Origin of the sequence: Achromobacter sp. NPDC008082 (assembly GCF_042957345.1) — a bacterium.
Lineage (GTDB): Bacteria > Pseudomonadota > Gammaproteobacteria > Burkholderiales > Burkholderiaceae_B > Achromobacter > Achromobacter kerstersii_A.
Genome location: NZ_JBIBIB010000006.1, coordinates 430,970 through 445,477, shown reverse-complemented (window position 1 = coordinate 445,477; position 14,508 = coordinate 430,970). Strand labels below are relative to the sequence as shown.

Genomic DNA, 14,508 nt, shown 5'->3' with positions numbered 1-14,508 from the left:
AGTACGTCTAGTAACAAGCAGAAGCTGTAGACGCAGGGTTACGGGCGAAAACCGTAACGGGATTGTCGCGAAGCGCTGCACGGTAGCAGCCGGTACTTGACCGGTTTTCACACAAGGAACTGAGTGCATCGCTATGCATGATTTCGACAGTAGGGGCAGCGCCTTGCGCGCCATATTGCGCCGCGCGCCGCAAGCGCTTGTTCTGGCCCTGGCGATCAACGCAGCCTGGGCGCAGGGCGCGCCGGGCGAGGCCGCCGCACGCTTGGTCAACATCAACGAATACATCGTGCGGGGCAACACCGTGCTTGAGGCGCGCGACATCGAGCGCGCCGTCTACCCCTACCTGGGCCCCGACCGCACGCTGGCCGACATCGAATCGGCGCGCGAAGCCTTGCAGACGATCTACCAGGAACGCGGCTATCAGTCGGTGTACGTGGACCTGCCCGAGCAGCAGGTGGCCGATGGCATCGTGTTCCTGCAAGTCTCCGAAACCAAGGTGGGCCGGGTGCGGGTCGTGGGCGCGCAGCACTATTCGCCGTTGGCGATCCGCGATGAAGTCCCCGCCTTGAAGGAAGGCGAAGTGCCCAACTTCAACCGCGCGCAAGCCGAGCTGACCAACCTGAACAAGGGCGCCAGCCGCCAGGTGGTGCCGGTGGTGAAGGAAGGGCGCATGCCCGGCACGATGGACGTGGACCTGAAGGTCGACGACAAAAGCCCCTGGCACGCCAGCGTGGGCCTGAACAACGACTACAGCGCCGACACCACGCGCCTGCGCAGCACCGCGTCGCTGGGCTACGACAACCTGTGGCAGCTGGGCCATTCCGTCAGCCTGACGTTCTTCACCGCACCCCAGGAAACCGATAACGCCAAGGTCTGGTCGGGTTCGTACTCCATGCCACTTGCGCCGCGCTGGGGGCTGCAATTCTCGGGCTACAAGAGCGACAGCAACGTGGCCACCATCGGCGGCACGAACGTGCTGGGCAAGGGCTATTCGTTTGGCTTGTCGGCCATCTACACGATGGACCCGCAGGGCGACTGGAGCAATTCGCTGTCTGTGGGCCTGGACTACAAGAAGTTCGATGAGTCCACGCGCTTTGGCGCCAGCGAAGACCAGATTCCCATCAAGTACCTGCCGTTCACGCTGGCGTACAACGGCTACCGCTATTCCGAGTCGTCGCAAAGCAGCGTGGGCCTGTCCATCGTGGGCGCCAGCGGCTCGTTCTTCAACCAGGGCAGCGACTGGAAAGAGTTCGACGACAAGCGCTACCAAGCCGGCCCCAGCTTCGCCTTGCTGCGCGGTGACGGCACGCATACGCAAAACCTGTTTGACGACTGGCAGCTCGGCCTGCGCGGTTCGTTCCAGCTGGCCTCCGGCGCGCTCGTGTCCAACGAGCAATTCTCGGCAGGCGGCGCGACCAGCGTGCGCGGCTACCTGGCCGCCGAACGCACGGGGGATGACGGGGTGTTGGGCTCGGTGGAATGGCGCACGCCATCGCTTGCGCGCTGGCTGGGCGCGAACGTCAACGAGTGGCGCTTCTACGCCTTTGCCGACGCCGCCACCTTGCGCCTGCGCGACCCCTTGCCCGAACAGGATTCCAGTTACTCGCTGGCCAGCGTCGGCCTGGGCACCCGCATGCAGGTGCTGGATTGGCTGTCTGGCTCGTTGGACTGGGGCTATCCGCTGAAAGACGGTCCCAACACCCGCAAACACGATCCCCGACTGAACTTCAGCGTACGCGCCAGCTTCTGAGCGCGCGCCGTTTCCACATTCACCCCCGGAGTCTTATCCATGCAACGCCTATTGATGCTCCTACTGACCGTGCTGGCCGGCGTATTGCCGTCCGCCGCCCACGCCTGGTGGCAGCCAGACTGGCAGTACCGCAAGCAAATCACCGTCGACAGCACCGCGCAAGGCATGCCGCTGGGCGGCGCCGCCGGCCGCACGCCGCTGCTGGTTCGCCTGCATACCGGCAACTTCACGTTTGATGGCATCCATGAAAAGGGCGCCGACATCCGCTTCGTGGCGGCCGACGACCAAACCGTGCTGAACCACCAGCTGGAATCGTTCGACCCCTTGCTGGGCATGGCGCTGGTGTGGGTGGACGTGCCTGAGGTGGCCGATGGTCAGCGCCAGGACATCTGGATGTACTACGGCAACCAGAAGGCGCCGGCGTCCGCCAATGGCCAACTGACGTTCGACCCCAACTACACGCTGGTCTACCACTTTGATGGCGCGGCCGGTGCGCCGCCGCGCGACACCACGGCCTATAGCAACCACGGCCAGACGCCCACGGGCGCAGCCGTTGATGGCGTGATCGGACGCGCCGCGCAGTTCACGGGCGCCGCCCCCTTGATGTTGCCCGCCAGCCCCTCGCTGGCCATTCCCGCCGCGGGCGCGTTCACGTTCAGCGCCTGGGTGCGCGCCGACCAGCCGGCCGGCGAACAGCTGGTCTATGCCCGCCGCGATGCGGGCAACGCCTTGCTGATCGGGATCAACCAGGGCGTGCCGTTTGTGGAAGTGAACGGCCAGCGCAGCCAGCCCGGCCAGCCGCTGACCCCCGCCGCCTGGCAGCATCTGGCCGTAACGGCCGATGGCAGCCAGGTTCATCTGTATGTGAACGGCCGCGCCACCGCGTCGCTGGCCGCAAGCCTGCCGCCGCTGGCGGCCACCGCCGCGCTGGGCGGCGATGTGCCGGCGCCTGTGGTACCTGCCGCCCCGGTCACGCCTGCTGCTGACGGCGCGGCGCCCGCTGAAGCCGCACCCGCGGCGCGCCCGGTGTATGCGCCGTTTGTGGGCGCCATCGACGAAGTGCGTTTGTCGAAGGTGGCGCGTCCCGCTGCGCTGATCTACGCCGACGCCACGTCGCAAGGCGCGGAGTCGCGTCTGGTGGCGTATGGCGCTGACGAAGAGCAGTCGGGCTTCGGCTTTGGCGGCCTGGGCTTTCTGCTCAAGGCGGTGCCGCTGGACGCCTGGATCATCATCGGCGTGCTGGTGCTGATGATGGTGCAGTCGTGGATCATCATGATCAAGAAGAGCCGCCATGTGGCGCGTCTGGCGCGCGCCAACGACGCGTTCCGCGAGTCGTTCGCCACGGTGGGCCAGCGTCTGGAATTGCTGGCCGATGACAAGACCCTGGCCACGCGCCTGGAACATGCGTCCCTGTGGCGTCTGTACCGCGTAGCCATCAACGAAATCCGCACGCGCCGTGCGCAAGGCGCGGATACGACGTCGATCTCGGCCGCCACCATCGAAGCCATCCGCGCATCGATGGACGCCGTGCGCACCAAGGAAAATCAGGTGCTGGGTTCGAAGCTCGGCTCGCTGTCCAACGCCATTGCCGGTGGCCCCTACATCGGCCTGCTGGGCACGGTGCTGGGCATCATGGTCGTGTTCCTGGGCACGGCCATGGCGGGCGACGTGAACATCAACGCCATCGCACCCGGCATGGCCGCGGCCTTGCTGGCCACCGCGATGGGGCTGTTCGTCGCCATCCCGGCGCTGTTTGGCTACAACCGCCTGGTGTCGCGCAACAAGGAAGTCAGCGCCGACATGCGCGTGTTCGTCGACGAGTTCGTCACGCGCCTGGCCGAAGTGCACGGCGAGACGCAGGCGCAGGAAGCCGCCTATCACCCCGCCCCGCGTGCGCCGGCCGCAAGCCGCCCCGCCGCGCGCGAGGCGGGCCGCGACGTGCAACCCGCAGCCGCCGACGCGTAAGGAGCAGCCATGGCTTCCGTATCCGCCTCCCAAGACGATGATGACGACGCGCCCGTCGACGGTATCAACATCACGCCGCTGGTCGACGTGCTGATGGTGGTGCTGGTCATGTTCATCCTGACCGCCACCGCGCAGATCGCCGGCATCAAGGTCAACCTGCCCAAGGCCAGTTCCACCATGGCCTTGTCGCAGCCCAAGACCAAGGCGATTTCCGTCAACGACGCCGGCCAGGTTTTCCTGGACGCCTACCCGGTCACCTTGCCCGAGCTGGAAGACCGGCTGCGCACGGAGAAAGCGCTGAACCCTGACTTCCCGGTCATTGTGCGCGGCGACGCCGCCGTGCAATACCAGAAGGTCGTGGAAGTGCTGGACCTGCTGCGCCGCCTGGAGCTTGCGCAGGTCGGTCTCGTTACCGGCAAGCCGCAATAGGGGCCGGGACCAACGTCATGCCGCAACACGCATCCGATTCCTCGCGCGTTCCGCATCCGGCGCGCCGCTGGCTGAAGCTGGCGGCCGTGGCGGTGGCGGCGATCGTGGCGGCCTACGCGCTTTGGCGCTGGGCCAACGATATGTCCGGTGTCCGGCGCGATGCGCCCAAGGTCACGGCCATCATCCCGCTGCCGCCGCCCCCGCCGCCGCCGCCCGAACCCGAGAAGCCGCCGGAGCCCGAGCCGCCCAAGGAAGAACCGGTGGCCACGCCCGAACCCGAGCCCACGCCTACGCCCGAGCCGCCCAAACCGCAGGACGAAGCGCCGCCGCGCCCCGCCGATGACCTGGCCAACCCCATGCAGATCGATGGCGACGCGCAAGCCGGCAGCGACGCGTTCAACATCGGCGCGGGGCAGGGCAAGGGCATGTCGGGCGGGGGCGGCGGCCGGGCGGGCAACGCTACCTACAGCCAGTACCTGGCCTACGCGCTGCAAAAGATCCTGCGCGAAGACGAACGCACCCGCAATCTGACTTTCCGCCTGCAAGCCAACATCTGGCTCACGGCGTCGGGGCAGATTACGCGCGTGGAACTGACCCGGGGCAGTGGTGACGCCGATGTCGACGCCCGCGTGGTGGCGGCGTTGCGCGCCGTGCCAGGCCTGGATGAACGCCCGCCGGCCTCGGCCAACATGCCGATCCGCGCCTCGCTCACCGGCCGCCGCCCCTCTTGATGTCCTGAATAGAACCGATCCTGGAGTGACCTAAGCATGAAGTTCCAACTGAACCGGCTGGCGGCATCGCTGGCGCTGGCCGCCGCGGGCGCCGCCGCGCTGCCGGCGCATTCCGCGCCCGCGCCGTCCGAGAACGCCACCATCAACCTGATCCGCCTGCTGGTGCAGCAAGGCGTGCTCAAGCCCGAACAGGCCGACGCGCTGGTCGCGCAGGCCGAGGCGGAAGCCAAGGCCGCGCGTCAAGCCACGCCCGACCGCGGCGCGGCCGTCGCGCAAGCGGGCGACGTGCGCGTGCCTTACATTCCGCAGACCGTGCGCGATCAGATCCGCGACGAGGTCAAGGCCGAAGTCATGGTGCAGGCCAAGGAAGAAAACTGGGCGCAGCCCAACACGTTCCCGGATTGGGTGTCGCGCATCACGGTGGAAGGCGATGTGCGCGTGCGCGACGAATCGCGCTTCTATAACGGCGGCAACAGCAACGAAATCACCGACTTCGCCAAGCTGAACGCCAAGGGGCCGTACGACGTCAATTCCAACACCAATGGCGGCTACCCGCCCATGCTGAACACGCGCGAAGACCGCCGCAATCAGCTGCGCATCCGCGCCCGCCTGGGCGTGCGCGCCGAGATTTCCGACGACTGGACGGCCGGCATCCGGCTGGCGACCGGCAGCGACGACAGCCCGGTCTCCACGTCGCAGACGCTGGGTGGCGGCATGGGCAAGAAAGACATCTGGCTGGATCAGGCGTACCTGACCTATCGCCCCGCCAAGTGGGCTACGGTGACGGGCGGGCGCATCGCCAACCCCTTCGAATCCACCGACACGCTGTTCTCCAACGACCTGAACTTTGACGGTATCGCCGCGATTTTCAAGCAGCCGCTGCAAGGCCGCGACGTCACGCTGTTCGGCACGCTGGGCGCGTTTGCAACGGAATACGCGAACAACGGCTGGAACTCGTCGTCCATGAGCGAAGGCGCCACCGAAAACAAATGGCTGCTGGGCGCCCAGGTGGGCGCCGACTGGAAGATCAACAACCAGAACAGCCTGCGCGGCGCGTTGGCCTACTACCACTTCGACAACATTGCGGGCAAGCGCTCCAGCGCGTGTTCGCCGTGGGCGGGTGATGAAAGCTGCGACACCGATTGGTCGCGCCCCGCCTTCATGCAGAAGGGCAACACGCTTTTCCTGTTGCGCAACATCGCGCCCAACCCGCTCAACCCGGCCGACACGCCGCAGCCGCAATACGTGGGCCTGGCGTCCAAGTTCGACTTGCTGGACTTGAACCTGCGTTGGGACACGCGCGTGTTCGACGGCCTGGGCCTGCGCCTGAACGGCAACTACATCCGCAACCTGGCCTACAGCAAGAGCAAGATGGCGAGCCGCTCGCAGGGCTACATCGTCAATAACTTCGGCGACAACGGCGACATCGAAAGCGGCCCCAACGCCTGGATGCTGCAAGCCACGCTGGGCCGGTCGTATGACCTGAAGGAGAAGGGCGATTGGCTGGCCTTTGTTGGCTACAAGTACATCCAGCCGGATGCGCTGCCCGATGCGTTCAACGATTCGTCGTTCCACCAGGGCGGCACGAATGCGCGCGGCTACTACATCGGCGCGGGCTACGCGTTCGAGAAGAACGTGTACGGCGTGTTCCGCTGGATGAGCACCAAGGAAATCTACGGCCCGCCCTTGGCCATCGACACGATGCAGTTTGAAATCAACGCCAGGTTCTAAGCGCCATGAACATGCACATCGTATGGGATGAACCCCGCCATTGGCTGCCGTCCGCGCGCGGGCGGCGGCTGGCCGCCGCCGTGGCCTTGTGCGCGGCGGGCTTGAGCGTGGGCGGCGGCGCGCAGGCCGAAAGCATGGAAGAGCGCCTGCGCGCGCAACTGCGCAGCACCACGCAGCAGTTGCAGCAATTGCAAAGCGAGCAGGCGCAGATCAACGCCGCCAAGACGGCGGCGGAGGCGCAACGTGATGCCGCACAGAAAGAGCTGGAGTCGCTGCGCGCGCAGCTGGCCAAGAGCCGGGGGCAAGCCGAAAAGCTGGCCGGGCAGCAGGAGGCCGTGCTGGAGAACGCCCAGGCGCAAGTCGCCGCCAGCCACGCGCAGCTGGGCAAATACAAGGGCGCGTATGACGAGCTGCTGACGCTGTCGCGCACGAAGGAAGCCGAGCGCGTGGCGCTGGCGCGCACGCTCGCCCAGCGCGATGAAGAGGTCAAGGTGTGCGTGGCGAAGAACCGCGACATGTATGCGGCCGGCAAGGAAATCCTTAACGCCTATGAACGCATCAGCACGGGCGACATCCTGGCGCTGAAGCAGCCGTTTGCCGGCAAGGCGCGTGTGCAGTTCGAGGAGCAGGCGCAAGCCTATGGCGACAAGCTGTACGACGCGCAAACGCCGCGCAGTCAAGCGGCTGCAACGTCCAAGCCGTAGTCTGTTCCACATTACTTTTGCGTATCCAGGAAATTTGAAATGACTGAAATTGAATCGACTGAAGGGGCAACGGCTGTGGCAACGGCTGTGGCAACGGCTGTGGCAACGGCTGACGTTGCGATGGCCGAAGCCGGCCTGATTCTTGACGTGAACGCCGAGCGCCTGCAAGCGCTGCTGCAATCGGTGGGCTACCGCGTGACGCTGTCTGAACAGAACGGCGCGGTGCAATTGCTGAGCGCCAGCCAGGGCGTGGGCTTTGCCGCCCGCATGGGCAACCCCGCCCCGCACGACGGCCACTATCTGGACTACACGCTCAGCTGCGCGCTGCGCGTGCAAGGCGACGTGCCGGCCGGGCTTGCCGAGCGCTGGAACGTGGAAAAGCGCTTTGCCCGCCTGACGGTGCAGGGCGTGTTTTTGGTGCTGGAGCTGGACGTGATTGTGGCGGGCGGCGTGTCGGAATCGTACTTGCGCGCGACGACCGAACTCTGGGACCGCTTGCTGCAAGAGTTTCTGCTGTTCCTGCGCGCGAATGCGTCGGCGCAGGATGGCGACGCCGTGGCTGCGGTAGCGGCCAACGCTGAGACCGAAGCCGCCACCGCGCATTGATGCCTTGAGGCTTTCTTCATGACTACGACCCTGACTTCCTCAAACCGCCTGCGCCTGACGGCGGCCGTGCTGTTGATTGCTGTGCTGGCGGGCGCGGTGGCGCTGATGCGCGGCAACGATGCGCAAAGCAGCGAGGCGCCTGCTCCCGCGGCCCCGGCTTCGGCTCCGGCCAAAGGGGTGGCCGCCATCGCCCCGCCAGCAGCGCCGTCCGCTGCCCCCCAGGCGCCCGCCGTCGCCACCTTGGGTACGGTGCGCGTCGAACGCGACGAACTGCTGCGCCAGTTGCAGGCGATGCCGCCGCAGGCGCGACAGCAATTGCAGGAGAACCGGGCGGGTCTGGACCAGTGGCTGCGCGCGCGTCTGGCCGAGCGCGCGCTGATCGAGCAGGCGCGCGCGCAGGGCTGGCAAGACAAGCCCGAGATCAAACGCGCCGTGCAAGCCGCGCAGGAACGCATTGTGGTGCAGAGCTATCTGGATTCCGTCAGCCGAGCGCCAGACGCCTATCCGTCGGACGCCGATCTGCAAGTGGCCTACGAACGCGCCAAGCCGCAGTTGACCGTGCCGGCGCAGTACCGCGTCAGTCAGATCTTCCTGCCAGCGGCGTTAAGCGATGCGGACGCGGTGGCGGCGGCGCGCAAGCAGGCGCAAGACCTGGCCAAGCGCGCGCAAGCGCCCAAGGCGGATTTCGCGGCGTTGGCCCAAAGCCAGTCGCGCGACGAGACCTCGCGGGCGCAAGGGGGCGATATTGGCTACCTGCCCTTGGCGCAGCTGACGCCCGAAATGCGTCCGGTGGTGGCGCAGATGAAGGCGGGCGAGGTGTCGGCCCCGGTGCAGTCGGCGGCGGGGTTTCACATCCTGAAGCTGACGGCGATGCAGCCGGCCAGCGTGACGCCGTTTGATCAAGTGAAGGACGAGCTGCGCGTTGCGCTGCGTAATCAACGTCAGGAACTGGCCGCGCGGGCCTATCTGGAGGGATTGCTGAATGCCGGAACCGTCAGCATCGATGGCGCAGCCCTCAACGCCGCGTTTGAACAAAGCGCGGCCGGCCAGGCCAGCCCCCCGTCCGTCGCCCGCGCCCCGTGATGGGTTTCATGATGGGGGGCATGATGCGGCAGGCGGTATCACCCGGGCGCTTGACCGGCGCTTGACGCAAGCGCTGGGCAGCGCCCAGCCGCCAGCCAGCATGCAAGACGCGGCGGCGCTGTTGCAGGCCCTGAGGCTAACGTTTCCCGCCGAGCTTGCGCGCTGGCTTCCCTTGATGCCGATGTTGGCGGCGGGGCCGTCGCCGATGCTATTGCCGGGGGCGTCGCCGATGGTATTGCGGGAAGCGTCGCCGATGCCTCCGGCGAAGTCCACGCCCCTGCCGCCGCCCCGCGCGTTGCCGCCGTCCGCATCCCGTCGCGCGCGAGATCCGGCGCGCGCGCTGGGCCTGGACTTGGCCGACCTGCGCGTGCTGTATCGGGCGCTTCGCGTGGCGTGGCTGGCCGAGCTGGTCTTCGGCGGCCGCGATCAGGCGCGGCGCTGGCTATGCACGCCCAAGCGCCGGCTGCATGGCCGGGTGCCGTTGCTGTTGTGCCAGCACGGGCGCTACGCCGCGGTCGTTGAAGCATGGCTTGTCGATATTGATGAAGGAAACGGCCCATGATTGCGCTCTGGCGCTTAAGCAATAGCCAGGACTTGCAGCCTCGGGCGCGGCCCGCGGGCCGCTGGCACAGCGCCGGCGCGCCGGTGGTGGTGCTGGACGCCAATCCTGCCGCCGCCGTGTTCGCCCGCTTGGCCTTGTCCGAAGTGGCGCACCCGCAAGCCTTGCCCCGCCACTACTTCCTGTTGGAAGTGAAGGCGCCCGGCGCTGCCGTTAGTGATGCCGACGCGCCCTTGCATTGGCACACCGATCTGCCCGCCACCCGCGCGCTGGGCAACGCGTGGCTGGCGAGCGGCGAGTCGCTGCTGCTGCGCGTGCCGTCGGCGGCGGGGGGCGTGCAGTACTTGCTGAACGCGAGCCACCCGCAGTTGTCGCAGTGCCAGATTGTGTCGTCGGTTGCGTATCCCTACGCGCCGCACCTGGCGGGCATCGCCCGCGCGGTGCGGGAAGACGCCGCCTGGCTGGCCGCGGCGGATGCCGGGGGCGGGCAGGACTAGAATGTGGCACAGCCGGCGTTGGCCGGCGTGCCCTTCGTTCCTGTCAGGAGCCCGACGTATGACCGCAATCTCCGCTGCCCCCGAGACGGGCGCAGCGTTGCCCGCCTACACCGCGCAGGTGGACATCGTTTCCATCCAGTCCCAAGTCGTCTATGGCTATGTGGGCAACAACGCCGCCATGCCGGTATTCCGCCGCGCCGGCCTGCGGGCCATTGCCGTGCCGACGGTGCTCTTGAGCAACACGCCGCACTATCCCACGCTGCATGGGGGCGCGGTGCCGCTGGACTGGTTCGAAGGTTTGTTGAAGGGGTTGGACGAGCGCGGCGTCACCAAGGTGGCGCGCGCGGTCGTCTGCGGCTATCTGGGCCAGCCGGGGCAGGCGGACCTGCTGGCGCGTTGGCTGCCGGCCTTACGTGCGGCGCGGCCGGACGTGCGCGTGCACATTGATCCGGTCATGGGTGACCGCAACGATGGCCTGTACGTGAACGAGGGCCTGGTCGCGCAGTACCGCAGCTTGCTGGTGCCCTTGGCCGATGGCATGACGCCCAACCATTTCGAGCTTGAGCTGCTGGTGGGCCGCGCCTTGTCGACGATGGACGAGGTGGTGACGGCAGCCCGCGAGCTTATCGCGCTGGGGCCGCAATGGATCGTCGTGACGAGCGCCGCGCCGATGGCCGCGGAACCCGGCACCTTGCAGCTGGCGGTGGTGACGCGCGACAACGTCAGCGTGGTCACGCACCCCGAGATCGCCATTCCGCCGTCGGTGCATGGCACCGGCGACGTGTTCATGGCCAGCGTCACGGCCAAGCTGCTGACCGGGCAGGACCTGCCCGGGGCCGTGCGCGAGGCCGCGGCCCTGGTCACCGCCACGCTTGTCCGCACGCGCGAGCTGGCGTGGGAAGAACTGGCGGTGGAAGACTGATCAATACGTCTTGTACGGCAGGAACTTGCCGCTCATCACGATCTGCACGCGGTCGCCCTTGGGGTCGGCTTCGCGCGACAGGTCCATCTTGAAGTCGATGGCGCTCATGATGCCATCGCCAAATTCTTCATTGATCAGCGCCTTGAACGTGGTGCCGTAGACGTTGATCAGTTCGTAGAAGCGGTAGATGAGCGGGTCGGTCGGCACCGACGTGGGCAGCGATCCCTTGTAAGGCACCACTTGCAGCTGCACCACGGCGTCGGCCGGCAGGTCCAGCACGCGGGCGGCGGCAAGCGCCTGTTCCTCGGTCAGGGTCATCTGGCCGAGCAGCGCGGCGGTGGTCCATTCCTTGCTCTGGCCCACGGCCTCGGCAATGGCGGACCAGCTGAGCTTCTTTTCCAGCTTGCGGGTAACGATCAGTTCGGTGACTTCAGCGCGGGACATCATGATGGGATTCACTCCTTGTGGGATGCCTTGTCGACCAGGAAGTCGACGAGATGGTTGCGGATTTCGTAGTAGCGGGGTTCGTGGTGCAGGCTGGCGCGCGTCCGGTCGCGCGGCAGGTCCACGCTGACGGATTCGGCAATGCGGGCGTAGGGGCCCGCGCTCATGAGCAGGATGCGGTCCGACAGCAAGATGGCTTCGTCCACGTCGTGCGTGATCATGAATACGGTCTGGCGGGTTTGCTGGACGATGCTGCGCAACTCATCCTGGATGGTGCCGCGCGTAAGCGCGTCCAGCGCGCCAAAGGGTTCGTCCAGCAACAGCATCTTGGGCTGGATGGCGAAGGCGCGCGCAATGCCCACGCGTTGCTTCATGCCGCCCGACAACTCGCTGGGTTTCTTGGCAGCGGCATGCGCCAGGCCGACCATGTCCAGATAACGCAGGCTGTGTTCGCGCACCTGGTCGCGGGTGTAGGCGGGCCAGCGCGAACGCACGCCGAATTCCACATTTTGCAGCGCGGTCAGCCACGGCAGCAGCGCGTGCGCCTGAAACACGACGCCGCGCTCCAGCGACGGGCCAGAGATCTGGCGGCCGTCCATGATGACAACGCCTTCGTTGGTGTCGTCGATGCCTGCCAGCACGTTCAGGATGGTGGTCTTGCCGCAGCCCGAATGGCCGATGACGCAGACGAACTGGCCTTGTTCGATGTCGAAGTCAATGTTCTCGAACACCGGCGGCTGGGGTTGGCCGTTGCGGCCGGGGTAGCGTTTGCCCAGGCCCTGGACTTGCAGAAATGCGTGGCTCATGGCCTTACTCCCGATAGCTGACCAGGCGCGCCGCGCGGGCCAGCAAGGTGTCCAGCAGCATGCCGATCAGGCCGATGAAGAAGATCGCGCAGATGATGTTGGCGATGGACAGGTTGTTCCATTCGTTCCAGACGAAGTAGCCGATGCCGGTGCCGCCAATCAGCATTTCGGCGGCCACAATCACCAGCCAGGCGATGCCCACCGAGATGCGCATGCCCGTCATGATGGTGGGCGCGGCGGCAGGCAGAATCACTTGCAGGGCGGTGCGCAGGCGCGACACCTCCAGCGTGCGCGCGACGTTCAGCCAGTCTTGCCGCACGGCGCCCACGCCGAACGCGGTGTTCACCAGCATCGGCCACAGCGAGCAGATGAAGATCACGAAGATGGCGGACGTGTCGGCGTCTTTGATGGTATAGAGCGCAAGCGGCATCCACGCCAGCGGTGAAATCGGTTTAAGCACCTGGATGAAGGGGTCGAAGGCGCGGTAGACGGTCTTCGACATGCCAATCAGAAAGCCCAGCGGTATCGCTACCAGCGCCGCCAGGCCAAAGCCCGTCAGCACGCGCGCCACCGAATACGCCAGCTGCACGCCGATGCCCTTGTCGTTGGGGCCGCGGTCGTAGAACGGGTCTTTGACGTGTTGCCACAATTTTTCGCCCACCTCGGCGGGGCCGGGAAAGGGCGTCTTCGAACCGCTGGCCGCCGCATTGCCGACCAGCGCCGCATAGGCTGGGTCCACCGCCGCGCCGCCCGTGTCGGGGCGCGTGGCGGCGTGCCAGAGCAGCAGAAACGCAAGGAACAGCGCGACGGACAGGAACGTCGCCCGCCAATATTGCATGGACCGCATCAGGTCCTCCGGATCTTGAAGCCGGCCAGATAGGCTTCAGGCTGGGTGGGGTCGAACGGTTTGCCCATGATGCTGAAGGTCTTGTTGGTTTCAGCGGGCGGGGTCAGGCCGGCCTCGCGCATCAGGCGCACGGCGTCGGTCGCCAGGAAGACGTCGGCGGCTACCTTCTGGTAGTCGACGTCGCCCTTGAGCTGGCCCCAACGTTTCATCTGCGTCAGTATCCACACGGCAAACGATTGCCAGGGCATGGGATCGAAGTCGATGCGGTTGGGGTCGGTCAGCACTTTGCCCAGGCCGTCGGCGTAGGTGCCGGTCAGCACTTGTTCGACGACGGTGACGGGCTGGTTCAAGTAGTTGGGCGCGGCGATGGCGGTGGCGATTTCCTTGCGGTGCGCGGGGTCGCGGGCGTAGGCGGTGGCTTCGATGATGGACTTCAGCAGCGCCTGGTAGGTGTTGGGCATCGTCGTGACGAATTCCTTGCTGGCGGAAAACGCGCAGCAGGGGTGGCCGTCCCAGATGGCTTTGGACAGCGTGTGGATGAAGCCCACGCCGTCGTACACGGCGCGCTGGTTGACGGGGTCAGGCGCCAGGAAACCGTCGATGTTGTCGGCGCGCAGGTTGGCCACCATTTCCGGGGGCGGCACGGAACGGATCTGCACATCGGTGTCGGGGTCCAGACCGTGTTCGGCCAGGTAGTAGCGCAACAGGTAGTTGTGCATGGAGTAGTCGAACGGCACGGCGAACTTGAAGCCCTTCCAGTCCTTGGGGTCGCGGCGGTCTTTGTGCTTCATGGACAGCGTGATGGCCTGGCCGTTGATATTTTCCACGGCGGGCATCGTCCACGGCACGGCGCGGCTGGCGCCCACGCCCATCGATATCGCCAGCGGCATGGGCGACAGCATGTGGGCGGCGTCGTATTCGCCGGACATGGCTTTGTCGCGGATGAGCGCCCAGCCGGCGGTCTTGACCACTTCGACATCCAGGCCTTGCTTGGCGTAGAAGCCCATGGGGTGCGCCATGATGATGGGGGTGGCGCAGGTGATGGGGATGAAGCCGACTTTCAGTTTCTGCTTTTCCAGCGGGCCGGTGGATTGCGCGAATGCTTCGCGGGCGGCGGCCAGCGGGAAGATCGACGCGATGGCGGCCATGGCGGTGCTGCTGCCCACGGCGCGCAGGAAGCGGCGGCGCAGCGCGTCTTGCGGGAACAGGGCGCGCATGACTGCTTGTTCTACCGCGTTGTCCGTGGCGGATGGCGTGGCGGCTTGCGCGGCGCGTTCGTGTTCGGCCTGCGAGGCATGGCGGCCGCAGCCGCAGGCAAGACGGCTGTTGGCGTCGAACGGATTGCTGAATAAGGACATGGGATGGCTCCGGCCTAGAGGGGGTTGGAGCCATCATGGGGCCGGCCGCGCGGGGGCGGTATCCCGGGTTCGACGA

The 14,508-nt window shown here is 66.6% G+C and carries 15 protein-coding genes; 11 read left to right on the top strand and 4 right to left on the bottom strand.

Features of this window, described 5'->3' with window-relative positions:
- Positions 1 to 133 precede the first annotated feature (133 nt).
- The 11 genes from ACFZAI_RS25645 to pdxK all read left to right on the top strand — a co-directional run bounded on the left by ACFZAI_RS25645 (position 134) and on the right by pdxK (position 10,977).
- Positions 134 to 1,750 carry a ShlB/FhaC/HecB family hemolysin secretion/activation protein gene (locus ACFZAI_RS25645; protein ID WP_391569572.1) on the top strand — a complete coding sequence of 539 codons (1,617 nt, stop codon included), beginning with the start codon at positions 134 to 136 and terminating at the stop codon, positions 1,748 to 1,750.
- Between the two features lie 39 nt (positions 1,751 to 1,789).
- Positions 1,790 to 3,715, top strand: coding sequence for a DUF2341 domain-containing protein (locus tag ACFZAI_RS25640; RefSeq protein WP_391569571.1), 1,926 nt, complete (start codon positions 1,790 to 1,792; stop codon positions 3,713 to 3,715).
- Positions 3,716 to 3,724: 9 nt separating this feature from the next.
- Positions 3,725 to 4,144: a biopolymer transporter ExbD gene (locus ACFZAI_RS25635; RefSeq protein WP_006222018.1), complete on the top strand. Its 420-nt coding sequence runs from the start codon at positions 3,725 to 3,727 to the stop codon at positions 4,142 to 4,144.
- A gap of 17 nt (positions 4,145 to 4,161) precedes the next feature.
- A complete protein-coding gene (locus tag ACFZAI_RS25630; RefSeq protein ID WP_054427855.1) occupies positions 4,162 to 4,875 on the top strand; it encodes a TonB C-terminal domain-containing protein in 714 nt (237 codons plus the stop codon).
- Positions 4,876 to 4,911: 36 nt separating this feature from the next.
- Positions 4,912 to 6,606, top strand: a complete 1,695-nt coding sequence (locus tag ACFZAI_RS25625) for a putative porin (RefSeq protein ID WP_391569570.1) — start codon at positions 4,912 to 4,914, stop codon at positions 6,604 to 6,606.
- 5 nt (positions 6,607 to 6,611) lie between these two features.
- On the top strand, positions 6,612 to 7,310 hold the full coding sequence (locus ACFZAI_RS25620) for a DNA repair protein (protein ID WP_391569569.1): 699 nt from the start codon (positions 6,612 to 6,614) through the stop codon (positions 7,308 to 7,310).
- 120 nt (positions 7,311 to 7,430) lie between these two features.
- On the top strand, positions 7,431 to 7,916 hold the full coding sequence (locus ACFZAI_RS25615; RefSeq protein WP_391569722.1) for a YbjN domain-containing protein: 486 nt from the start codon (positions 7,431 to 7,433) through the stop codon (positions 7,914 to 7,916).
- A gap of 18 nt (positions 7,917 to 7,934) precedes the next feature.
- Positions 7,935 to 8,999 (top strand): peptidylprolyl isomerase, encoded by a 1,065-nt coding sequence (locus ACFZAI_RS25610; RefSeq protein WP_391569568.1) that lies wholly within the window; start codon positions 7,935 to 7,937, stop codon positions 8,997 to 8,999.
- 61 nt (positions 9,000 to 9,060) lie between these two features.
- Positions 9,061 to 9,561 (top strand): MbcA/ParS/Xre antitoxin family protein, encoded by a 501-nt coding sequence (locus ACFZAI_RS25605; RefSeq protein WP_391569567.1) that lies wholly within the window; start codon positions 9,061 to 9,063, stop codon positions 9,559 to 9,561.
- A complete protein-coding gene (locus tag ACFZAI_RS25600) occupies positions 9,558 to 10,055 on the top strand; it encodes an RES family NAD+ phosphorylase (protein WP_391569566.1) in 498 nt (165 codons plus the stop codon). Before ACFZAI_RS25605 ends, ACFZAI_RS25600 begins: the two co-directional genes overlap by 4 nt.
- Before the next feature lie 58 nt (positions 10,056 to 10,113).
- Positions 10,114 to 10,977, top strand: a complete 864-nt coding sequence (gene pdxK, locus ACFZAI_RS25595) for a pyridoxine/pyridoxal/pyridoxamine kinase (protein WP_391569565.1) — start codon at positions 10,114 to 10,116, stop codon at positions 10,975 to 10,977.
- On the opposite strand, the gene cynS is transcribed toward pdxK, so the two are convergent.
- Genes cynS through ACFZAI_RS25575 form a run of 4 tightly spaced genes read right to left on the bottom strand, consistent with a single transcriptional unit; the run spans position 10,978 to position 14,432 of the window.
- Positions 10,978 to 11,421 (bottom strand): cyanase, encoded by a 444-nt coding sequence (cynS, locus tag ACFZAI_RS25590; RefSeq protein WP_054427874.1) that lies wholly within the window; start codon positions 11,419 to 11,421, stop codon positions 10,978 to 10,980.
- Positions 11,422 to 11,432: 11 nt separating this feature from the next.
- Positions 11,433 to 12,227, bottom strand: a complete 795-nt coding sequence (locus tag ACFZAI_RS25585; protein WP_391569564.1) for an ABC transporter ATP-binding protein — start codon at positions 12,225 to 12,227, stop codon at positions 11,433 to 11,435.
- 4 nt (positions 12,228 to 12,231) lie between these two features.
- Positions 12,232 to 13,074 carry a nitrate ABC transporter permease gene (gene ntrB, locus ACFZAI_RS25580; RefSeq protein WP_391569563.1) on the bottom strand — a complete coding sequence of 281 codons (843 nt, stop codon included), beginning with the start codon at positions 13,072 to 13,074 and terminating at the stop codon, positions 12,232 to 12,234.
- A complete protein-coding gene (locus ACFZAI_RS25575) occupies positions 13,074 to 14,432 on the bottom strand; it encodes a CmpA/NrtA family ABC transporter substrate-binding protein (protein ID WP_391569561.1) in 1,359 nt (452 codons plus the stop codon). The genes ntrB and ACFZAI_RS25575 overlap by 1 nt, the downstream gene beginning before the upstream one ends.
- Positions 14,433 to 14,508 lie beyond the last annotated feature (76 nt).